The sequence below is a fragment of the Paraburkholderia sp. RL17-368-BIF-A genome (assembly GCF_046054045.1).
In the GTDB taxonomy this organism is placed as follows: Bacteria; Pseudomonadota; Gammaproteobacteria; order Burkholderiales; family Burkholderiaceae; genus Paraburkholderia; species Paraburkholderia graminis.
This window is the reverse complement of sequence record NZ_JARESN010000005.1, coordinates 134,012-152,915: the sequence shown is the minus strand read 5'-3', so window position 1 is coordinate 152,915 and position 18,904 is coordinate 134,012. Positions and strand designations below refer to the sequence as shown.

Sequence of the window (18,904 nt, the reverse complement as noted above, 5' to 3'; positions counted from 1 at the left end):
GTCACGCGTGTTTCGTCACGCCGTTTGCGGCTGCGACGGGCGGTTGCGTTGCCGCGTCGCCGCGGCGAGCGCGATCACGAGCAGCGCGGAACACAGCACCGGCACGGCGGCCGCATGAAACAGCGATTCGTTCGACCAGTTCAATGCGATCAACTGGCCACCGACGAGCGGTCCAATCACCGAGCCGATCCGTCCGATGCCGAGGCTCCAGCCGATGCCCGTCGAGCGCAACGTGGTCGGATAAAAGTGGCCGGCCAGCGCGTTCACCGCCGGCTGTCCGCCGACCACGCAGAAGCCGCCCGCGAACACGACGAGCAACAGCCACGGCAACGCATGCGCGACCGTCCCGATGGTGCCGACGGCGAGCGCCGCGCCCGCAAAGCACACGAACAGCACGCGCACAAAGCCAAAACGCTCGATGAACCAGCCGAGCAGCAACGTGCCCACGACGCCGCCCGTCTGCAACACCGTGCCGACGATCACCGCCGTGCTCGGCGAATAACCGGCGTCGCGCATGACCGTAGGCAGCCAGTTCGACAGAAAGTACAGATCGATCAGGTTCATGAAGCTGATCGCCCACAGGATCAGCGTCACCGGCGCCCGGCCCGCGCGGAACAGTTCCGCGACCGGCGCACCGTCATTGCCCTTTTCACGCACGACGACGCGCGTGTTGGCGTCGATCGGCAGGCTCGGATCGAATCGGGCGAGCCAGCGCAACGCGCGCTCGCTGCGGCCCTTCAGCACCAGAAATTGCAACGACTCCGGCAGCAAGGCAAGCATGGCGACGGCGAGCAGCAGCGGCACCACGCCGCCGACCCAGAACACCGCGCGCCAGCCGTAGGCCGGAATCAACGCGGCGCTGATGAATCCGCCGAGCGCGGCGCCCAACGTGAAACCGCACGACACCAGCATCATGCGCTTCACGCGATGCGCCGGCGTCGAGAATTCGCCGACGAGCGCCATCGCGTTCGGCATGATGCAGCCGAGGCCAAGACCCGTAATGAAGCGCAGCGCGATCAACGCGGGGATCGTCGCGACGAACGGCGTGGCGAGCATCGACAGCGCGAAGAAAAAGGTCGCGCCGATCAGCACCGGACGACGCCCGATGCGGTCGGCCAGCACCGACAACCCAAGTGCGCCGAGCAGCATGCCGAACAGGCTCGCGCTGAAAACCGGACCGAGCGCCGCCTTCGACACATGCCATTCGCCGATCACGCTCGGCGCGACATAGCCCATGGCCTGCGCGTCGAAGCCGTCGATGACGAGGCACAGTCCGCACAACGCGAGCAACATCAATTGAAATGCCGGGTGATGCGTTTCGCCGAGCACCTGCTCGACTTCGATCACGTTGGCGGCGGCTGCGGCCGGCTTGGCGCTCATGAGGGTTGTCTCCGGATAGGGTCTTCGAATGCTTACGCGAGAATTTACGCATAGTAAAACGAATTACGTTAAGTGAAATTAACGTATACCCTGGAGCTTGCGTGACGCACGCGCCGCGGCCCGCGCAGACAGGCATCCGCGGGATATGGTTATCAGCATTTTGTTCATGTGACGGCGGTGCGGACTGCTACCATCGGAAGATGCGGTGTACGCGCGTTGTCCCGGCGCCGACACGCCACCAAGTGATCCATTCGCCTAAATGATTCCGCCGACCATCCCCACTCTCGTTGCGCGCGCCAGTGACCATCCCTTTCTCGGCAAACATCTGGCGATGGGCTCCGGCAGCCACGGAGACTTCGCGCTCGCGCGCTTTAACGACCTCGAACTGACGAGCGGCTACGAGCCGATCTTCGACATCAGCGTGCATGCGTTGGCGCAGTCGCTGTCGTCGGATGTGGAAAACGTGGATCGTTTCGGCGATGAGCTCGGTTTCCAGGCGGTCACGCAGCGGCTCGACGCCGCGCCGTTCGATATGTTCGACGCGTTCGACCGCATCGGCGACGACCAGCAACTGGTCTCGCTGGATCGCATGTCGCGCGCGCTGCATGCGATCAATTTCTTCGGCGCACAGCGGCACGGCCTGCTATTTCTGCGCGTGCACGAGCGGCTCTTGAAGAGCGTGAAGTACGATCACGGGCGGCATTTTTCGAGCGTGCTGACGTCGTTCGGGCTGAATCCGGCGAGGATCGTGATCGAGCTGCCCGCGGCGGCCGTCGCGCATAAGACTTTTCTCGGCTATCTGACGAAGAGCTATCAGCACTACGGCTTCAAGGTCGCGGGCAATCTGTCGAACGCGGGGCAGATTCTGTCGGTCTCGGACACGGCGCGGCTCGACTTCCTCAAGATGGATGCGGCAGTCGCGTTGCGCGACGCGACGGTCAAGCCGTTAGTCGGCTACGCGGGCCGGCTGCGGATTCCGCTGATTTTTAATCGCGTGATGGACGAAGCGCAGTTCGAAGCGTTGCAGCAATACGATGTGCGCTTTGTGCAGGGGCCTCTGTTTAATGCGCATTATCATGATCGGGCGGCTTGAGCGTGGCTTGATCCCGGCTTGATTTGCGCCACGGACTGCTAGCCCACGTCTCCCAGACGCCGCGCAAGCGCCTTCAATCTCGGCGCTACTTTCTCGCGAAACACCTCTTCTCCCATCGACGAAGCCGGCCCGCTGCAACTCAGCACGAGCCAGCGTCCTTCGCGCGGCTCGCGAAACGGCACCGCAACGGCGTTCACGTCGTCGTGCCACGCGCGAAACGAATAACAGCAGCGCTCCTCGGCGAACGCCGCGATCTCCTTCACGGCCTCGGCCACCAGCGCCGCGCCGCCCTTGCCCGCCGCTTTCTTCAGCTCGGCGAGCAGCGCGTGGCGCACGTCGGCAGGCTGCACGGCGAGATACGCGCGGCCCATTGAGCTCGTCAGCATCGACAGTTTCGAGCCGGGCGCGAGGCCGAGCGTGAGCGCCGTTTCGCTGCGAATCGTGTCGAGATAGATCATGTCGAGTCCGTCGCGGCAGCCGAGCGACACCGCCGCGCCGACTTCGCGCGCGAACGCGCGCATATGCGGGCGCGCGAGTTCCAATGTGTCCGTGCCGGACAGCAACGCGAAACCGAGCGACAACACGCCGGCATCGAGCGCATATTTGCCTAGCGCCTCGTCGAGCCGCAGATAACCGAGCACGGTCAGCGTGTACGCGAGACGGTTGACGGTCGCCTTCGGCAAACCCGTGCGTTCGACGAAATCGCGGTTGCCGAGCATCGTTTCGCCCGGCTTGAAAGCGCGCAGTAGCTCGAGCCCGCGCGCAAGGGCGACGACGAATTTGCGCTCGTCGAGCGGCTCGGTGAAAGTGGCTGCGGGCGTCATCGGGTGATACACTCGGGTGTCGTTTGCAAAACATTGTTTCGCATAGCGGAACTCAAGTCAAGCTTGGATTACGCAAGAATCAGGAGATATGTCATGGCCGAGGCCGCGCAGTTTCACTGGGAAGACCCGTTGCTGCTGGATCAGCAGCTCACCGAAGACGAACGCATGGTGCGCGACGCCGCCGCCGCGTATGCACAGGACAAGCTCCAGCCGCGCGTGCTCGAAGCGTTCCGTCACGAGAAGACGGACATCGAGATCTTCCGCGAAATGGGCGAGCTCGGCCTGCTCGGCCCGACCATCCCCGAGCAATACGGCGGGCCGGGGCTCAACTATGTGGCGTATGGGCTGATCGCGCGTGAGGTGGAGCGCGTGGATTCCGGCTACCGGTCGATGATGTCGGTGCAGTCGTCGCTCGTGATGGTGCCGATCTACGAATTCGGCTCGGAGGCGCAGAAGCAGAAGTATCTGCCGAAGCTCGCCACCGGCGAATGGATCGGCTGCTTCGGGCTCACCGAGCCGAATCACGGCTCCGATCCGGGCAGCATGGTGACGCGCGCGAAGAAGGTCGACGGCGGCTACTCGCTGTCGGGCTCGAAAATGTGGATCACGAATTCGCCGATCGCGGATGTGTTCGTCGTATGGGCGAAGCTCGAGGAAAACGGCAAGGACGCGATTCGCGGCTTCATTCTCGAGAAGAGCTGGAAGGGACTGTCGGCGCCGACCATCCATAGCAAAGTGGGTTTGCGCGCGTCGATCACCGGCGAAATCGTGCTCGACGAAGTGTTCGTGCCGGAAGAGAACCGCTTTCCCGAAGTGAGCGGGCTGCGCGGTCCGTTCACCTGCCTGAACTCGGCGCGCTATGGCATCGCGTGGGGCGCGCTCGGTGCAGCCGAATCGTGCTGGCATACCGCGCGTCAGTATGTGCTCGATCGCAAGCAGTTCGGCCGGCCGCTCGCGGCCAACCAGTTGATTCAGAAGAAGCTCGCCGACATGCAGACCGAAATCACGCTGGGCCTGCAAGGCGTGCTACGCCTTGGCCGCATGAAGGACGAAGGCACTGCGGCCGTCGAGATCACGTCGATCATGAAGCGCAATTCGTGCGGCAAGGCGCTCGACATCGCACGGCTGGCGCGCGACATGTTGGGCGGCAACGGCATTTCGGACGAATTCGGAATTGCGCGGCATCTGGTGAATCTGGAAGTCGTGAACACTTATGAAGGCACGCACGACATTCACGCGCTGATTCTCGGCCGCGCGCAAACGGGCATTCAGGCGTTTTTCTGAGGCTTGTCTGAGCATGTACGGAGCGCCGCTTGCGTCGATAACGGCGCGCTCTGGCGAGCAATAAAAGAAGGCCGGTTCGCAATGAACCGGCCTTCTTGCATTTGACGACGCGCCGGGGTTTTCCCGACGCACCGAACGCGAGCTTACTTGTTCGGCTGCGGCGTCATGCGCAGATACGGACGCAGTGCCTTGTAGCCCTTCGGGAACTTCTGCTTGATCACTTCTTCGTCCTTCAGCGACGGCACGATCACCACGTCGTCGCCCTGCTTCCAGTTGCCGGGCGTCGCGACCGAGTGGCTGTCCGTAAGCTGCAGCGAATCGATCACGCGCAGAACTTCGTCGAAATTGCGCCCCGTGCTCGCCGGGTACGTGATGATAAGACGCACCTTCTTCTTCGGATCGATCACGAACAGCGAGCGCACGGTGAGCGTTTCGTTCGCGTTCGGGTGAATCATGTCGTACAACTCGGACACCTTGCGGTCGCCGTCGGCCAGAATCGGGAAGCCGACGCTCGCGGCCTGCGTTTCATTGATGTCCTTGATCCACTCCTTATGCGACTCAGCGCTGTCGACCGACAATGCAATCGTCTTGACGTTGCGTTTTGCGAATTCGTCGGCAAGCTTGGCCGTCAGACCGAGTTCGGTGGTGCAGACCGGCGTGAAGTCGGCCGGATGCGAGAACAGGACGCCCCAGCTATCGCCGAGCCATTCATGAAACTTGATGCGGCCGATACTCGACTCCTGCTCGAAATCCGGTGCGATATCGCCAAGACGTAGACTCATTTGCATCTCCTTAAGGTTCTGAAAAACTGGCGTGGGCGTGTGCCCGTGTGGTTCCGCAAAGATAAAGCATACGGCAGCAACCGTACATGGCGAACCAACATCGGCTCAGTACTTTATGCGGTTTTGTAATTTTCGCCGATTTAGTGGAAACTTTGCGGGACAGATCAACTCCATCATGCACTAACATCAACTGCGGAAGTGGCGCAGTGGATGTTCGGGGAGTTTCACCTCGCCGGGAACGGTTCGTGCATTCGCTCGGTGCAACCGGGCAGTGGCTCGCCAGTCGCCGTTTCTTTGGTTACGATTCACGCGTGGCGTGAGACGAAGGGGGAGCTGTCAATGTCGGAAGTCAACAAGGAGAGATTGATGTCGGATATCAAAACCGTCCTCGCGGACGCGGAAGACCTGCTGAAACAGGCCGCAAGCGCAACGGGCGAGCGCGCTTCGGAATTGCGCGAAACGGCGCTGTCCCGCCTGAAGCAAGCCAGGGAAAAAGCGGCCGACGTGCAGGTCGTCGTAGTCGAGAAAGGCAAGAAGGCTGCTCGCGCAACCGACGACTACGTTCACGAGCACCCGTGGGCATCCATCGGCATCGCTGCGGGCGCCGGCGTGCTGCTGGGTCTCCTGATCAACCGCAAGTAACACTGCACCGCAGGTGCCGGACACGCGATGTCCGGCATGCCAGCCAATCGAGCGGACCGGCGCACGTCAGGCCGGTCAGCTTATCCCGGCGCGCACGTTTGCCACGCGCCGCTTTGGCCAACCCGCGCAACGCCCACAGCCATGACGATCGACACACAATCGCAGCGCGAACAACATAGTCCGTTACGCCGCATCATCAGTTCGGTGTCGGCGATTCTGCAAACGCGTCTGGAACTGATCGGCATTGAACTCGCCGAAGAAAAGGATCGCCTCCTCGGCGTGCTGTTCCTCGGCCTTGCCGCGATGATGCTGACCACCATGGCCCTGATCGCCCTGACCGCGCTGATCGCGATTGCGTTCTGGGACACCTACCGATGGCAGGCGCTTGCCGGAATCACGCTCGTCTACGCGATTGCGGGACTGGTGTGCGCGCTGAAAGCGCGCAGCGGGCTGCGCAATGCGCCGATGGTGTTCGATGCCACCATCGCCGAATTCGAGAAAGACCGCGACGTGTTTCGGAAACCGTAGCGCGGCGAACGAGTGTGACCGTTGGTGACGTTTCAAGTTTATGCATCATCGAGTGTGAAGCGTTGTGAATCCCGAACGGTTGACGTGGTGCTTTGCGAGCCGTTCGTTGCACTGTTTGTTGCCCTGTTCGTTGCGCTGTTCCTTGCCCCTCTCACTGCCGACACGCCATGAGCCATAGCTACTCCAGCACCGCCTACCGTAACAAGCGCCAGCCGGCGAGAGACTTGAGCGCACCGCAGTTGCGCGAATTGCGCAAGGAACTGCTGCTCGTGCGCGCGGACGTCGAGCGCATGGAATTCGCTCAGGCCACGCTCGAATTACGCGAGGCCGTCACCCACTTCAGTTGGCTCAAGTTCATCGTGCCCGGCTTCGGTGGACTGCGCATGGGCAGCGGCGCCAAGGCTAGCCTTCTGAACGCCGGAACCATCGGCGCACTTCTGAAGCAGTATCCGGTGATCAGTTCGATCGTGTCGCTCGTGCTCGCGAAACCGTTGCGCGCGACGTTCGCAGCCGGTGCGAAGCCCGCACTCAAGTGGGGCGGTCTCGCATTCGCCGCGTGGGAAGCGTATCGCGTATGGCAGCAGATCAAGGGCGAGTCGCGTGCTTCGGCAAGGTCCGGCGACGAGGGGTGAGTTCGTCGCATATGCTGCTGGCATCAGACGGCTTGCTGCGCAGACAGCAGCCCCGTTGCTAGCCTGTGGCCCAACACTGCGCGGTCAGCGGTGCCGAACCGTTTCCCGCAGTCTTATTGCTTCGCATGCCGGTCGCGTCGAGCGTAAAGACGCCGCACGCGTCGTCTCGCATCGGTCCCGATTCGTCGGGCGCCGCTTCGATCGAATAGCCGCCGTTTGCATCGTCCGCCGGCAACACGCGCAGCCGATAAACAGCCGAGCCGAATGACGGAGCCTGGTTGAAGCCGGGCGGCAGCGCAAGAACGCTGTCGCTTGCCGCGCCCTCGACGAATTGCGCCGCGCGCAACAGCGCCGATGCCGCGTCGATCCGATACGTGCGCGCGATATGGCTGCGATACGCAGGCACCGCGAACAAAGCCAGCACAGCGACGATCGCGAGCGTGATGACCAGCTCGAGCAAGGTAAATGCGGATAGATGCAGCCTTCTCATTTGCAACCTCGCTAAAAGGGCCGTGCAGCGACGCGCCGCCAATGGCGTTCGATCCTGTCGCCGTCGATAACCAGTTGCATCTGCAGCCATACCTGCGACTCGCGCTTGTTGCCGAAGCCGCGCGCCGTCAACAGATACGCGCGTGCATCGGGGCGGCCGGCGAGACGCCACTCTTCGGCCACGCATTGCGGCGCGCGCAGCGAGCCGGGCCATTGCGCCAAAGGTGTGGCAGCGGCGCCTTCGAACGTGGCCTCGACTTTCCATTGCGCTGGCTCATGGGCGGCGGGCTGCGATGCGATCACACCCATGCCCGTGGATGCAACGGCGCTGCGGGCGCATAAGGTCAATGCCGAATCGGCGGCGTGAAAGGCCTGCAAATAGTCGCGCACGTTTACCGCGCTACGCGCTGCCGCGAGCGATGCCTCGAACCACGCCGCGGACGTCGCGAGCAGCATCGCGGAAATCAGCAGGACGATGGGTAATACGGTGCCGCGCTCCTGCATGCGCGGGGCGTGTCTGCGAAGGCGGCGAGGTCGATCCGATTGCTGACTAGCGGCTTCGTCCAAGCAACCGCGTTCGGCCATGATTGGCGTTTCGCTCACGACAAGCCCCCTGCGTAATTGCGCAACGCAACTCGCCGCCAGAACGCTTGCCGCGGACGCAGATCCGTCGCGATACCGCTTACGCCGTCGCAATCGACATAACGTGAGCGCTGCCCTTGCGGCGCGCCGCGCACTAGCACGCAGAGGTCAACCGCGACCACGTTGGCCCACTGGTCGGCCGTCACCGCCGAGGCGTCGATTGCATTCGCCGCGCCGCCAAGCCAATACTTGATGCGCAACCGCTCGACACCTTCGACAAGCGGCTGCGCGGACCCTGTCTTGCCGTTGCCTTCGCAGTAAAGTTCCGGCTCTCCGGTCGAACTGCTCGCCTTCGCGTAAAAGCGATTGACCACCGGCACGCCGCGATCGCCGAGCGCAGCGCTATTGCCCGTAACAGCTTGTCCGAGGCAGTCCGTCGTCTGTCCGGTCGCTGACGGCCAGGTCGACACGCTGTCTCCAACGTATCGCACCGCGACGCCGTCCGATTTGCCCGTCAATGTCTCGCACGTCGGACGGCTGTCATCCGCGCCTGTCGGATGCCCGCCCGAACAGCCGAACAACGGCGTTGGCGCTCGATATTGCGTGGCGTCGGCCGGCACGAAGCCCGCCATCTGCAACTGCTGCCCAACGACGGTCAACGCGGTCAAGCCGGCATCGCGCATACGCAGCGCATTGCTCGCGCGGTCGAAGGCGGCGCGCTGCGTCGTGTAAAGCGACACGGCGCCCGCGGTCACGATGAGTCCAAGCGCAAGAGCGATCACGAGCTCGATCAGCGTATGGCCGCGCACGTCATGCACATGCGGCATCATTTGACGAACGCCAATGCGACGCAGGAAAAGCCCACGGGCGCATCCACTCCGCCGCACGGCTCGGGCTTGTCGATCACGTCGTCGGCGGCGTGCGGCGCGTTGCGCGGAGCCGTCCAAGTGACGCGGGCCGCCGACACACCTCCTATGCCGATCACCGACGCGTCGCCGCCCGGCAGCAGCGTCGCCGCACGCGAGCGCCATGCGTTAAGCGCGGCGTCGTTCGCTGACGGCGCAGACACCGCTTCAGCGACCGAATCGGCGATCCATGCGGCGTGTTCGCGCATCGACATCGCTCGCGCCTCGCGCGCCATCCACAATTGCCCGGCGATGAGACCGAGCGCCGTGACTGCCATCACCGCAACGGCCAGCATCACTTCGATCAACGAACTACCGCAGCGTTTAACGCCGCTGCGGTGTGCCCGCCGCAAAGACCTTCTGACCAGCGGGCTCACGACGCCGCCCCACACGCGCCGTCCGTAATTCGCGTGCGACCACCCGCCGCGATGCGAATGCAGCGCCGCCACTTATCGCCCTGCGTTGCTTTCGATGGCGTTCGCGGCGCAATGTCGAAGCTGCGAAACGTGCCGATCAGTTGACCAGCAGGCGGTGTGAACGTGAGATTCGTCTGCGTGCCGGCGATGCTCACCGCCGCAACCGAGGCATGCGCGCGCAACAGCGTAGACGTGCCGCCGCGCTCGGCCAATACGGCCCAGCCGCAAGACCAGTCGGCGACGCCATTGCCGCACGGCTGCCCGGCGGCAAGACAGTGGCGCGACGCGTCCGTCCTGCATACGGTCACCCGGGCGCCGCGGCGCAATGCCTCACTGCGTGCATACGCAAGCGTGGACACGAGCGCGTTCGCACGTGCGTCGACCTGATCGCGCACCTGCCAGGCTACGAACGATGGCGTCGCCATCATCACGATCACCGCGAGCAGCGCGATCACGACCAGCGTTTCGACAAGCGTAAATGCGCCGCATGGCGACGAAGCGATTGCATGTTGTTTCATCTGCATCCCTGAACGTTTTCAAAGAATGCAGCCAATCTAGCGATTCGCGGACCGTCCAACAATCGGCCGAATGGCCAGGTGGTATTCAGACGCTACCGCACGCGAGAATTCACGCGACGAACCACAATCGGAGCGGCAAATGCAGAAACGTCAAGCCACGCGGCAAAACAGAAACGACAGGAAGCGCCGGGCGGCGGGCTTCCGATCAGCGCTTGCGGGAAGGCTTGGGAGGAGAAGAGGCGCGGCGAAACTCTTCGATCACGTCTTCGAATTCGGAGACGTCTTCAAAGCGCCGGTAGACGGAGGCGAAACGAACGTAGGCAATGGTGTCGAGCGCGCGCAACTCGTTCATGACGAGTTCGCCGAGGCGCTCGCTGCGCACTTCGCGCTCGCCGCTACCCAGCAGTTGATACTCGATACGGGCGACGGCCGCGTCGATCGCGTCCGCTGCAACCGGACGCTTGCGCAGCGCCAGTTGCATGCTCGCGACGATCTTGCGGCGATCGAATTCGGTGCGGCTGCCGTCTTTCTTGACGACCGCCGGCAACGCCAGCTCGACCCGCTCATACGTCGTAAAACGCTTGTCGCAGGCCGGGCAGCGGCGGCGCCGGCGAATCGTCGCGCCGTCTTCCGAGACACGCGAGTCGACGACCTGCGTATCGGCGTGACGGCAGAAAGGGCAATGCATGGCGGCTTAGCGGTAGACCGGGAAGCGCTGCGTCAACTCGGCGACCTGACTACGCACGCGTTCGATCGTGGCCGCGTCTTCCGGGTTGTCGAGCACATCGGCAATCAGGTTACCCACCTGCTCCGCTTCCTTGACGCCGAAGCCGCGCGTGGTCATGGCCGGCGAGCCGAGACGGATACCGCTCGTCACGAACGGCTTTTCCGGGTCGTTCGGAATCGCGTTCTTGTTGACCGTGATGTGCGCTGCGCCGAGCGCGGCTTCCGCAGCCTTGCCGGTAATCTTCTTCGCGCGCAGATCGACCAGCATCACGTGGCTTTCGGTGCGGCCCGAGACGATGCGCAGGCCGCGCTTCACCAGCGTTTCCGCCAGCACGCGAGCGTTTTCGACAACGTGCTGCTGATACGTCTTGAACTCCGGCGACAGCGCTTCTTTGAATGCGACAGCCTTGCCGGCGATCACATGCATCAGCGGACCGCCCTGAATGCCCGGGAAGATGGCCGAGTTGATCTGCTTCTCGAATTCGGCCTTCATCAGGATCACGCCGCCACGCGGGCCGCGCAGGCTCTTGTGCGTGGTGGTCGTGACGAAATCCGCGTGCGGCACCGGGTTCGGATAGACGCCCGCGGCGATGAGGCCGGCGTAATGCGCCATGTCGACCATGAAATACGCGCCGACCCACTTCGCGATCTTCGACAGACGCTCGAAGTCGATTCGCAGCGCGAAAGCGGACGCGCCTGCGACGATCAGCTTCGGCTTGTGTTCCTGAGCGAGCTTTTCGGCAGCGTCGTAGTCGATGTCTTCCGCTTCGTTCAGGCCGTAGCTGACCACGTTGAACCACTTGCCCGACATGTTGACGGGCGAGCCGTGCGTCAGGTGGCCGCCGTGCGCGAGGCTCATGCCCATGATCGTGTCGCCCGGCTTGAGCATCGCGAAGAACACGCCCTGGTTCGCCTGCGAGCCGGAGTTCGGCTGCACGTTGGCGGCTTCGGCGCCGAACAGTTGCTTCACACGGTCGATCGCAAGCTGCTCGGCCACGTCGACATATTCGCAGCCGCCGTAGTAGCGCTTGCCCGGATAACCTTCGGCGTATTTGTTGGTGAGTTGCGAGCCTTGCGCAGCCATCACAGCCGGGCTCGTGTAGTTTTCGGACGCGATCAGTTCGATGTGCTCTTCCTGACGGCGGTTTTCCTGCTCGATCACCTTCCACAGTTCAGGGTCGACGTTGGCGATGGTGCTTTGGGCTCTGTCAAACATACGGATTCCGTTGAGTGTTTTCAGGTTGACCGGATCGTGCGCCGAATCTTGCGTAGAGGGTACGCGGCGCTGCTGGCGGCTGGGCTTGGCCTGACGTGGCGGAGGAAGAGTCGCCGCACACGCGAGGCAGGACAGCCACCGTCAGCGCAGATGAATGCGCGCGGATCACGGCTGCCCAGGCGAACGGCAAAACGGCACCCCGCGCTTCACGGTGGGTTTTTCCACCTTGAACCCGATTGTCAAAACCGGTTCTATCGCCAGTCACGCAGGGATGAGCGCGTTAGTTTATTGGAAGAGGATCGAATAGGCAACCGGCTTTCAGCCGCCGCAAAGGGCGCCGAAAAAGACCCGGCAGAAGGCCCGATAGGCAATGCCGAACCGTGCCGCGAAAGCCTGTCCCGCGGCGGCGGCGCAGTTCTCGCGACGCAACTGCTCCGGCTCGTTGATCCTTGCCGCAGCGCCGCATTGGAAGTAGGCTTGGGGCCTTTCTCTCCTACCGACCAGGGAACTGCAATGATCGTGTTCGTCACCGGGGCGTCCGCAGGATTCGGCGCCGCCATCGCTCGTGCCTTCGTGAAAGGCGGCCACCGCGTCGTCGCCACCGCCCGCCGCAAGGACCGCCTGCAAGCGCTCGCCGACGAACTCGGCGACGCTCTCCTGCCCTACGAGCTGGACGTGCGCGACCGCGCGGCCGTCGAGGCGGTGCCCGCCTCGTTGCCGGCCGACTTCGCCGCCATCGACGTGCTCGTCAACAACGCCGGCCTCGCGCTCGGCGTGGAGCCGGCTCACAAGGCGAGTCTCGACGAATGGCAGACGATGATCGAAACGAACTGCACCGGGCTCGTTCAGGTCACGCATGCGCTGTTGCCAGGCATGGTCGAGCGCAACCGCGGCCATGTCTTCAACCTTGGCTCGGTCGCGGGCCACTGGCCTTATCCGGGCGGCAACGTCTACGGTGCGACCAAGGCATTCGTGCGGCAGTTCAGCCTGAACTTGCGTGCCGACCTTGCCGGCACCGCGCTGCGCGTGACCGACATCGAGCCAGGCCTGTGCGGCGGCACGGAGTTCTCGAACGTGCGATACCGCGGTGACGACCAGAAGGCCGGCAAGGTCTACGAGAACGTGCAGCCGCTCACGGCCGAGGACATCGCCGATTCGATCTACTGGATCGCCACGCGCCCGGCGCACGTCAATATCAACACGATCGAACTGATGCCGGTCGCGCAATCGTTCGCCGGTTTGAGCGTTCATCGCGGCTGAGGCCCGCCAGGCCGCGCGCACATCTTGAAACAGACCTCGCGGTGTGCGTTCCGGTAAAATGCGCCGCATGAATATGACGACAAGCCAGCCAGGCGCGGAAATCGGCCACACGTGGGGCATCCGCGTGTATTACGAAGATACCGACGCCGGCGGCATCGTGTTTTACGCGAACTACCTGAAGTTCTTTGAACGGGCGCGCACCGAATGGCTGCGCGCCTGCGGGATCGACCAGAACCGGCTCGCCGACGAAACGGGCGCCATTTTCATCGTCCGTAGCACGGCGGTCGATTATCGGGCGCCGGCACGTCTCGACGACGTGGTGAAAGTCGTCAGCCGCATCGAGCGCCTTGGCAAGGCATCCGTCGACTTCGTGCAGGAAGCGTGGCGCGACGGCACGTTGCTTGCTACCGGCTCGATCCGGGTCGGCTGCGTCGAGCGCACAGCGCTGCGCCCCGCCGCGATTCCTTCGCCGGTGCTGGCCGCTTTGCGGCGCGGACCCGGCGTCAGCGAGGGCGGCGTGTCAACGAACGCAGGCTGACTCCCGTTGTTACGGCGCCAGTGAACTCGCATCGATCAAGCAGCACCAAGCATGGTTCGGCTTGCGTCACCGCCGAAGCTTCCGTTTTGCTCACGGCAAGCTTCGTGTGGCCTTGCAAAGCCGGACGCCCCCTTTCGGGACGATAAAACGAACCTTTATGAACACTACACAAGATCTGTCGATCGTTTCTCTCGTACTCAATGCGAGCCTGCTGGCGCAGGCCGTCATGGCCCTCCTGCTGCTGCTGTCGCTGTTGTCGTGGACTTTCATCTTCCGCAAGTGGTTTGCGATCCGCCGGGCGCGCGCGCAAACTGAGCGTTTCGAACGCGATTTCTGGTCGGGCGGCGACCTGCAGGCGCTGTATCAAAGTGCCGCGAATAACCGTCACACCATCGGCGCGCTAGAGCGAATTTTCGAATCCGGCATGCGCGAATTTCTCAAGGGCAAGGAGAAACGCCTGAACGACCCGGGCGCGATTCTCGACGGCGCGCGCCGTGCAATGCGTGCCGCGTTCCAGCGTGAAATGGACGTGCTCGAGGCCAACCTCGCGTTTCTCGCGTCGGTCGGTTCGGTCAGCCCGTATATCGGTCTGTTCGGCACCGTCTGGGGGATCATGAATGCGTTTCGCGGACTCGCCAACGTGCAGCAGGCCACGCTTGCGAACGTCGCGCCGGGCATCGCCGAGGCATTGACCGCCACCGCGATCGGCCTCTTTGCCGCGATTCCCGCGGTGGTCGCGTATAACCGCTACGCGCACGACATCGACCGTCTGGCGATCCGCTTCGAGACCTTCATCGAAGAGTTCTCGAACATCTTGCAGCGCCAGGCGCACTAAGGAGTCCACGATGGCAGGCTCTCGCTCCTCCAGCATGCGCGGCGGCCGCTCGCGCCGCGCGATGTCCGACATCAACGTCGTGCCGTATATCGACGTGATGCTCGTGCTGCTCGTCATCTTCATGGTGACCGCGCCGCTCGTCGCGCCGTCCATCGTCAATCTGCCGACAGTCGGCGGCGCCGCGCCGCAGCAGCAAACGCCGCCCGTGATCGTCAACATTCGCGCGGACGGCAACATGAGCGTCAAGTACAAGGACGACTCGGGCGCGCAGCAGCAGGAGGACATGACGAAAGCCGGGCTTAACGGCTTCATCGCTGACCGCGCGCAGTCGCATCCCGATCAGCCTGTCGTGATCGCCGCCGACAAGACCGTGAAGTATGAAGTCGTGATGAATGTGATGTCGGAGCTCAAGGCTCGCGGCGTCAAACGCGTTGGATTGCTCGTCAAATCGCAATGATCCGTAAGAACACCGACTATCCGCTCCAGCCACCGCGTGAACGCGGCACCGGGCGAGCCTTTGCGTTCGCGCTGGTGATGCATGCGCTGCTCGGGTTCTTCCTGTATCACGGCATCCAGTGGCAAAACAGCACGCCCGAAGGTGCCGAAGCGGAACTGTGGACCGAGGTGCCGGACAGCGTGATTCCGCGCCCGGTCACGCCGCCGCCCGTACCTGTTGCGCCTGCTCCGCCGGTGCCCGACGAACAGGCCGACATCGCGTTGCAGGAAAAGAAGCGCAAGCAGCAGGAAGCGGCGCGCGAGGCGCAACTCGCGGAACAGCAGCGTCAGCAGAAGCTCCAGGCTCAGCAGGAAGCCGAGGCGAAGCGCGAGCAGCAACTCGCGGCCGAACAGGCGGCGCAACTGGCTGCGCAGAAGGCCGCGGCGGCGAAGCAGAAACAACTGCAACAGCAGCAACAGGCGGACAAGCTCAAGCAACAGCAACTGGCCGAGCAGAAAAAGCAGCAACTGAAAGAACAGCAGGACGAACAGCAGAAACAGGCCGAAGCCGAAGCGCAGAAGAAGGCTGATGCGCAAAAAGCGGCCAAGGCAAAGGCGCAAGCCGAAGCCGCGGCGCAGGCGAAGAAACTCGACGCCGAACGTCGCGCGCGCCTCGCGCAAATGCAGGGCATGGCAGGGCCTCCGGGCTCGACCGGCAATGGCCTCGGCAAGAGCGGCACGGGCAGCGGCTCGGGCGGCAATGCGACATCGCCCGGTTATGCGGACAAGGTTCGGCGCGTGGTGCGGCCGAACATTTCGTGGGGTGGCGAGACCGAGGGTCTCGAGACCGTGATCGCCGTTCGTTGCTCGCCGACCGGCACGCTGTTGAGCGCGACGATCGCGCACAGCAGCGGCAATGCGGCGTGGGACGATGCCGCGCTGCGAGCCGTTCAGCGTTCCGATCCGATGCCTCAGGACATCGACGGAAAAACGCCGGGGAGTTTCAGGATCACGTTGCGGCCGGCCGGTTGACGGCGGCCCCACAGTGGGTGACAGCAGGCTCCGCGCCCCTTTCGGCGCGGCGCGCTCGGGAACGAAATAGTTCTTTTTCGGTCTGTCTGCTGTCGCGAAGCTTTAGTAAAACCGTTTTTGGGGAATCCATACAGCATGAGTTTGATGACCAAGCTAGGCCTGCGGACACTTGTAGCGTCGTGCCTGATCGCCGCCGGCGGCGCCGCGAACGCGCAACTCAACGTGCTCGTCACGGGCGTCGGGTCCACCCAGTTTCCGATCGCAACGGCGAACTTCGCCAATGAAGCGAACTCGCCGCAGCAGGTCAGCACCATCGTGCGTCAGGACCTGCAGCGCAGTGGCAAATTCACCAACATCGACGCGGGTTCTGCGCCCGTTCCCGAAACGGCTTCCGTCGATCTCGGAAGCTGGAAGGCGAAGGGCGCGAATGCGTTCGTGGCCGGCAGCGTGAACCGCCTGCCGAACGGCCAGTACGAAGTGCGCTTCAAGCTGTACGACACGGTCAAGGGCGAAAGTCTCGGCGGCCTCGTGCTGGTGAGCCCGGAAAGCGGCCTGCGCATGAGCGCGCATAAAGTGGCCGACTACATCTACGCCAAGCTGATGGGCGGCCGCGGCGCGTTCGCCACGCGGCTGTCGTATGTCATCAAGAGCGGCAACCGCTATCAGTTGCAGATTTCGGATTCGGACGGCCAGGACGCGCACATCGCGCTGTCGAGCCCCGAGCCGATCATCTCGCCGGCATGGTCGCCTGACGGCACCAAGGTCGCTTACGTTTCGTTCGAGAAGAAGAAGCCGATCGTCTATATTCACGATCTGCCTACGGGCCGCCGCATCGTCGTGTCCGATCAGAAGGGCAATAACAGCGCGCCCGCGTGGTCGCCGGACGGCCGCACGCTCGCCGTCGCGCTCTCGCGCACGGGCAACACGCAGATCTTCGCGGTCAATGCGGACGGCAGCGGCCTGCGCCGTCTCACACAGGGCAGCTCGATCGACACCGAGCCGACCTTCTCGCCCGACGGCCAGTCGATCTACTTCACGAGCGACCGCGGCGGCCAACCGCAGATCTACAAGATGTCGGCGCAAGGCGAAAGCGCCGGCGGCGCACAGCGCGTCACGTTCACCGGCAGCTACAACACGAGCCCGCGCGTGAGCCCGGACGGCAAGCAACTCGCGTATATTTCGCGCGTCGGCGGCGGCTTCAAGCTGTATATCCAGGACCTGCAAGGCGGAACCGCCACGGGCCTGACGGACACGACACATGACGAATCGCCGAGCTTCGCGGCGAACGGTCAGTACATTCTTTACGCCACTCAGGTGAACGGCCGTGGCGTATTGGCCGCGGTTTCGACCGACGGTCGCACCCGGCAGGTCCTGTCAGTGCAGGGAGGCAGCGTACGCGAGCCGTCCTGGGGCCCTTTCATGCAATAACGTTGACGCAATAACTGATGCAATAACACAAGGAGAGTACAAAATGATGTCCAAACTTCGCTTCGCATTTGCAGTCCTCATGGTCGGCGCATTGGCCGCGTGTCACTCGGGCGTCAAGCTCGACGAAAACGCTAACAAGGGCGGCGCAGTCTCGACGCAGCCGAACCCGAACGATGTCGCGCAAGTGAACGTCGATCCGTTGAACGACCCGAACAGCCCGCTCGCGAAGCGCAGCATTTACTTCGACTTCGACAGCTACTCGGTGAAGGACGACTATCAGTCGCTGCTCCAGCAACACTCGCAGTACCTGAAGAGCCATCCGCAACGCCACGTGCTGATCCAGGGCAATACCGACGAGCGCGGCACGAGCGAGTACAACCTGGCACTCGGCCAGAAGCGTGCTGAAGCTGTGCGCCGTTCGCTGTCGCTGATGGGCGTGACGGACTCGCAAATGGAAGCCGTGAGCCTCGGCAAGGAAAAGCCGCAAGCCACGGGTCATGACGAATCGTCGTGGGCACAGAACCGCCGCGCCGACCTCGTGTACCAACAGTAAGTAACGGGTGATGAGCCGAATGACGCATCGTTTCTCCTGGCTGCGATTTGCCGCAGCGGCCTGCGTCGCGGGCACGGTCTTTACGGCTGTGCCGGCGCACGCCGGCATCTTCGACGACGATCAGGCCCGCCAGGCCATTCTCGATCTGCGGGCGAAGACCGATAGTCTGTCGAGCCAGTTGTCGGCAGCGCAGCGCACGATCCTCGATCAGTCCAACCGTCTCGACCAGTTGAATCAGCAGGTCGCGACGCTGCGCGGGCAGAACGAGGACATGGGCAATCAGCTCGCCACGCTGCAAAAACAGCAGAAGGACTACTACACCGACCTTGACACGCGCCTGAAGAAATTCGAGCCGCAGCAGCAAACGGTCGATGGTGTCCAGGGCGAAGTTCAGCCGGGCGAAACCGATGCGTTCAATGCGGCCTCACAGCAGTTCCGCAACGGCGACTTCAAGAACGCGGCGGCGTCGTTCCGTAGCTTCATCGCCAAGTTTCCGAGCAGCCCCTATCAGCCGACCGCGCAGTACTGGCTCGGCAACGCGCTGTATGCGCTGCGCGATTACAAGGGCTCGACGGCGACCTGGCAGGGTGTCGTGAAGAACTATCCGCAGCATCCGCGGGCGCCGGAGGCGTTGCTCGCGATTGCGAACAATCAGCTCGAGCAAGGCCAGAAGGCTGCGGCCAAGAAGACGCTTGAGCAGATCGTCGCGCAATACGGCGGCTCGGACGTCGCACAGTCCGCACAGAGCAAGCTGTCGCAGATCAAGTAGGCGGTTTGGTTGTCGTCGCCTTGGTGTAGTTGATCGT

General features: G+C 63.3%; 23 protein-coding genes and 1 riboswitch. Of the genes, 13 read left to right on the top strand and 10 right to left on the bottom strand.

The genetic code is table 11. The features are described from left to right. Window positions 1-15 precede the first annotated feature (15 nt). Window positions 16-1,380, bottom strand: a complete 1,365-nt coding sequence (locus P0D87_RS11205) for an MFS transporter (RefSeq protein ID WP_053857549.1) — start codon at window positions 1,378-1,380, stop codon at window positions 16-18. A gap of 259 nt (window positions 1,381-1,639) precedes the next feature. On the opposite strand from P0D87_RS11205, the gene P0D87_RS11200 reads away from it, so the two are divergent. Further along, window positions 1,640-2,473, top strand: a complete 834-nt coding sequence (locus P0D87_RS11200) for an EAL domain-containing protein (protein WP_006047843.1) — start codon at window positions 1,640-1,642, stop codon at window positions 2,471-2,473. A gap of 38 nt (window positions 2,474-2,511) precedes the next feature. Here P0D87_RS11200 and P0D87_RS11195 read toward each other — a convergent pair whose 3' ends face one another. Continuing rightward, window positions 2,512-3,297 (bottom strand): IclR family transcriptional regulator, encoded by a 786-nt coding sequence (locus P0D87_RS11195; protein ID WP_053857548.1) that lies wholly within the window; start codon window positions 3,295-3,297, stop codon window positions 2,512-2,514. A 93-nt stretch (window positions 3,298-3,390) separates the two neighbouring features. Here P0D87_RS11195 and P0D87_RS11190 point away from each other — a divergent pair, with 93 nt between their 5' ends. Continuing rightward, window positions 3,391-4,581 carry an acyl-CoA dehydrogenase gene (locus P0D87_RS11190; RefSeq protein WP_053857547.1) on the top strand — a complete coding sequence of 397 codons (1,191 nt, stop codon included), beginning with the start codon at window positions 3,391-3,393 and terminating at the stop codon, window positions 4,579-4,581. A 143-nt stretch (window positions 4,582-4,724) separates the two neighbouring features. On the opposite strand, the gene P0D87_RS11185 is transcribed toward P0D87_RS11190, so the two are convergent. Next, window positions 4,725-5,363, bottom strand: a complete 639-nt coding sequence (locus P0D87_RS11185; RefSeq protein ID WP_006047847.1) for a peroxiredoxin — start codon at window positions 5,361-5,363, stop codon at window positions 4,725-4,727. Between the two features lie 339 nt (window positions 5,364-5,702). On the opposite strand from P0D87_RS11185, the gene P0D87_RS11180 reads away from it, so the two are divergent. From P0D87_RS11180 to P0D87_RS11170, 3 genes are all read left to right on the top strand, one after another. Further along, a complete protein-coding gene (locus P0D87_RS11180) occupies window positions 5,703-6,005 on the top strand; it encodes an ElaB/YgaM/YqjD family protein (protein ID WP_006047848.1) in 303 nt (100 codons plus the stop codon). A gap of 141 nt (window positions 6,006-6,146) precedes the next feature. Next, the gene (locus P0D87_RS11175) at window positions 6,147-6,533 is read left to right on the top strand and encodes a phage holin family protein (protein ID WP_006047849.1); all 387 of its coding nucleotides are present in this window, start codon (window positions 6,147-6,149) and stop codon (window positions 6,531-6,533) included. A 167-nt stretch (window positions 6,534-6,700) separates the two neighbouring features. After that, a complete protein-coding gene (locus tag P0D87_RS11170) occupies window positions 6,701-7,165 on the top strand; it encodes a DUF3318 domain-containing protein (protein ID WP_006047850.1) in 465 nt (154 codons plus the stop codon). Between the two features lie 58 nt (window positions 7,166-7,223). Here P0D87_RS11170 and P0D87_RS11165 read toward each other — a convergent pair whose 3' ends face one another. From P0D87_RS11165 to glyA, 7 genes are all read right to left on the bottom strand, one after another. Beyond that, a complete protein-coding gene (locus tag P0D87_RS11165) occupies window positions 7,224-7,655 on the bottom strand; it encodes a type IV pilin protein (protein WP_053857546.1) in 432 nt (143 codons plus the stop codon). A gap of 11 nt (window positions 7,656-7,666) precedes the next feature. Then, window positions 7,667-8,158: a pilus assembly PilX family protein gene (locus tag P0D87_RS11160; protein WP_053857545.1), complete on the bottom strand. Its 492-nt coding sequence runs from the start codon at window positions 8,156-8,158 to the stop codon at window positions 7,667-7,669. Window positions 8,159-8,253: 95 nt separating this feature from the next. Further along, window positions 8,254-9,066 (bottom strand): PilW family protein, encoded by an 813-nt coding sequence (locus tag P0D87_RS11155; RefSeq protein ID WP_082366939.1) that lies wholly within the window; start codon window positions 9,064-9,066, stop codon window positions 8,254-8,256. Then, a complete protein-coding gene (locus tag P0D87_RS11150) occupies window positions 9,063-9,437 on the bottom strand; it encodes a hypothetical protein (RefSeq protein WP_258196096.1) in 375 nt (124 codons plus the stop codon). The genes P0D87_RS11155 and P0D87_RS11150 overlap by 4 nt, the downstream gene beginning before the upstream one ends. Before the next feature lie 77 nt (window positions 9,438-9,514). After that, window positions 9,515-10,075, bottom strand: coding sequence for a GspH/FimT family pseudopilin (locus P0D87_RS11145; protein WP_321175773.1), 561 nt, complete (start codon window positions 10,073-10,075; stop codon window positions 9,515-9,517). Window positions 10,076-10,280: 205 nt separating this feature from the next. Further along, entirely contained in the window at window positions 10,281-10,763 is a 483-nt protein-coding gene (gene nrdR / locus P0D87_RS11140) for a transcriptional regulator NrdR (protein ID WP_006047856.1), read from the bottom strand. A 6-nt stretch (window positions 10,764-10,769) separates the two neighbouring features. Next, complete coding sequence (gene glyA, locus P0D87_RS11135) at window positions 10,770-12,017, bottom strand: serine hydroxymethyltransferase (protein ID WP_053857543.1); 1,248 nt, start codon at window positions 12,015-12,017, stop codon at window positions 10,770-10,772. 166 nt (window positions 12,018-12,183) lie between these two features. Then, a riboswitch (ZMP/ZTP riboswitch) is annotated at window positions 12,184-12,292 on the bottom strand. A gap of 238 nt (window positions 12,293-12,530) precedes the next feature. Here glyA and ydfG point away from each other — a divergent pair. From ydfG to ybgF, 8 genes are all read left to right on the top strand, one after another. After that, window positions 12,531-13,277 carry a bifunctional NADP-dependent 3-hydroxy acid dehydrogenase/3-hydroxypropionate dehydrogenase YdfG gene (gene ydfG, locus P0D87_RS11130; protein WP_006047858.1) on the top strand — a complete coding sequence of 249 codons (747 nt, stop codon included), beginning with the start codon at window positions 12,531-12,533 and terminating at the stop codon, window positions 13,275-13,277. Window positions 13,278-13,335: 58 nt separating this feature from the next. After that, on the top strand, window positions 13,336-13,815 hold the full coding sequence (gene ybgC / locus P0D87_RS11125) for a tol-pal system-associated acyl-CoA thioesterase (protein ID WP_006047859.1): 480 nt from the start codon (window positions 13,336-13,338) through the stop codon (window positions 13,813-13,815). 157 nt (window positions 13,816-13,972) lie between these two features. Next, entirely contained in the window at window positions 13,973-14,650 is a 678-nt protein-coding gene (gene tolQ / locus P0D87_RS11120; RefSeq protein WP_006047860.1) for a protein TolQ, read from the top strand. Between the two features lie 10 nt (window positions 14,651-14,660). After that, a complete protein-coding gene (gene tolR, locus P0D87_RS11115) occupies window positions 14,661-15,107 on the top strand; it encodes a protein TolR (RefSeq protein WP_053857542.1) in 447 nt (148 codons plus the stop codon). Then, the gene (tolA, locus tag P0D87_RS11110) at window positions 15,104-16,117 is read left to right on the top strand and encodes a cell envelope integrity protein TolA (RefSeq protein ID WP_029970411.1); all 1,014 of its coding nucleotides are present in this window, start codon (window positions 15,104-15,106) and stop codon (window positions 16,115-16,117) included. The genes tolR and tolA overlap by 4 nt, the downstream gene beginning before the upstream one ends. 135 nt (window positions 16,118-16,252) lie before the next feature. Next, window positions 16,253-17,545 (top strand): Tol-Pal system beta propeller repeat protein TolB, encoded by a 1,293-nt coding sequence (tolB, locus tag P0D87_RS11105; protein WP_006047863.1) that lies wholly within the window; start codon window positions 16,253-16,255, stop codon window positions 17,543-17,545. 43 nt (window positions 17,546-17,588) lie between these two features. Next, window positions 17,589-18,098 carry a peptidoglycan-associated lipoprotein Pal gene (gene pal / locus P0D87_RS11100; protein ID WP_006047864.1) on the top strand — a complete coding sequence of 170 codons (510 nt, stop codon included), beginning with the start codon at window positions 17,589-17,591 and terminating at the stop codon, window positions 18,096-18,098. A 19-nt stretch (window positions 18,099-18,117) separates the two neighbouring features. Beyond that, window positions 18,118-18,867 carry a tol-pal system protein YbgF gene (gene ybgF, locus P0D87_RS11095; protein WP_029970412.1) on the top strand — a complete coding sequence of 250 codons (750 nt, stop codon included), beginning with the start codon at window positions 18,118-18,120 and terminating at the stop codon, window positions 18,865-18,867. Window positions 18,868-18,904 lie beyond the last annotated feature (37 nt).

Coding starts and splice junctions, on each gene's coding strand:
- P0D87_RS11205 (WP_053857549.1), bottom strand. CDS start 1,380: ATGAGCGCCAAGCCGGCCGCAGCCGCCGCCAACGTGATCGAAGTCGAG.
- P0D87_RS11200 (WP_006047843.1), top strand. CDS start 1,640: ATGATTCCGCCGACCATCCCCACTCTCGTTGCGCGCGCCAGTGACCAT.
- P0D87_RS11195 (WP_053857548.1), bottom strand. CDS start 3,297: ATGACGCCCGCAGCCACTTTCACCGAGCCGCTCGACGAGCGCAAATTC.
- P0D87_RS11190 (WP_053857547.1), top strand. CDS start 3,391: ATGGCCGAGGCCGCGCAGTTTCACTGGGAAGACCCGTTGCTGCTGGAT.
- P0D87_RS11185 (WP_006047847.1), bottom strand. CDS start 5,363: ATGAGTCTACGTCTTGGCGATATCGCACCGGATTTCGAGCAGGAGTCG.
- P0D87_RS11180 (WP_006047848.1), top strand. CDS start 5,703: ATGTCGGAAGTCAACAAGGAGAGATTGATGTCGGATATCAAAACCGTC.
- P0D87_RS11175 (WP_006047849.1), top strand. CDS start 6,147: ATGACGATCGACACACAATCGCAGCGCGAACAACATAGTCCGTTACGC.
- P0D87_RS11170 (WP_006047850.1), top strand. CDS start 6,701: ATGAGCCATAGCTACTCCAGCACCGCCTACCGTAACAAGCGCCAGCCG.
- P0D87_RS11165 (WP_053857546.1), bottom strand. CDS start 7,655: ATGAGAAGGCTGCATCTATCCGCATTTACCTTGCTCGAGCTGGTCATC.
- P0D87_RS11160 (WP_053857545.1), bottom strand. CDS start 8,158: ATGCAGGAGCGCGGCACCGTATTACCCATCGTCCTGCTGATTTCCGCG.
- P0D87_RS11155 (WP_082366939.1), bottom strand. CDS start 9,066: ATGATGCCGCATGTGCATGACGTGCGCGGCCATACGCTGATCGAGCTC.
- P0D87_RS11150 (WP_258196096.1), bottom strand. CDS start 9,437: ATGCTGGCCGTTGCGGTGATGGCAGTCACGGCGCTCGGTCTCATCGCC.
- P0D87_RS11145 (WP_321175773.1), bottom strand. CDS start 10,075: ATGAAACAACATGCAATCGCTTCGTCGCCATGCGGCGCATTTACGCTT.
- nrdR (WP_006047856.1), bottom strand. CDS start 10,763: ATGCATTGCCCTTTCTGCCGTCACGCCGATACGCAGGTCGTCGACTCG.
- glyA (WP_053857543.1), bottom strand. CDS start 12,017: ATGTTTGACAGAGCCCAAAGCACCATCGCCAACGTCGACCCTGAACTG.
- ydfG (WP_006047858.1), top strand. CDS start 12,531: ATGATCGTGTTCGTCACCGGGGCGTCCGCAGGATTCGGCGCCGCCATC.
- ybgC (WP_006047859.1), top strand. CDS start 13,336: ATGCGCCGCATGAATATGACGACAAGCCAGCCAGGCGCGGAAATCGGC.
- tolQ (WP_006047860.1), top strand. CDS start 13,973: ATGAACACTACACAAGATCTGTCGATCGTTTCTCTCGTACTCAATGCG.
- tolR (WP_053857542.1), top strand. CDS start 14,661: ATGGCAGGCTCTCGCTCCTCCAGCATGCGCGGCGGCCGCTCGCGCCGC.
- tolA (WP_029970411.1), top strand. CDS start 15,104: ATGATCCGTAAGAACACCGACTATCCGCTCCAGCCACCGCGTGAACGC.
- tolB (WP_006047863.1), top strand. CDS start 16,253: ATGAGTTTGATGACCAAGCTAGGCCTGCGGACACTTGTAGCGTCGTGC.
- pal (WP_006047864.1), top strand. CDS start 17,589: ATGATGTCCAAACTTCGCTTCGCATTTGCAGTCCTCATGGTCGGCGCA.
- ybgF (WP_029970412.1), top strand. CDS start 18,118: ATGACGCATCGTTTCTCCTGGCTGCGATTTGCCGCAGCGGCCTGCGTC.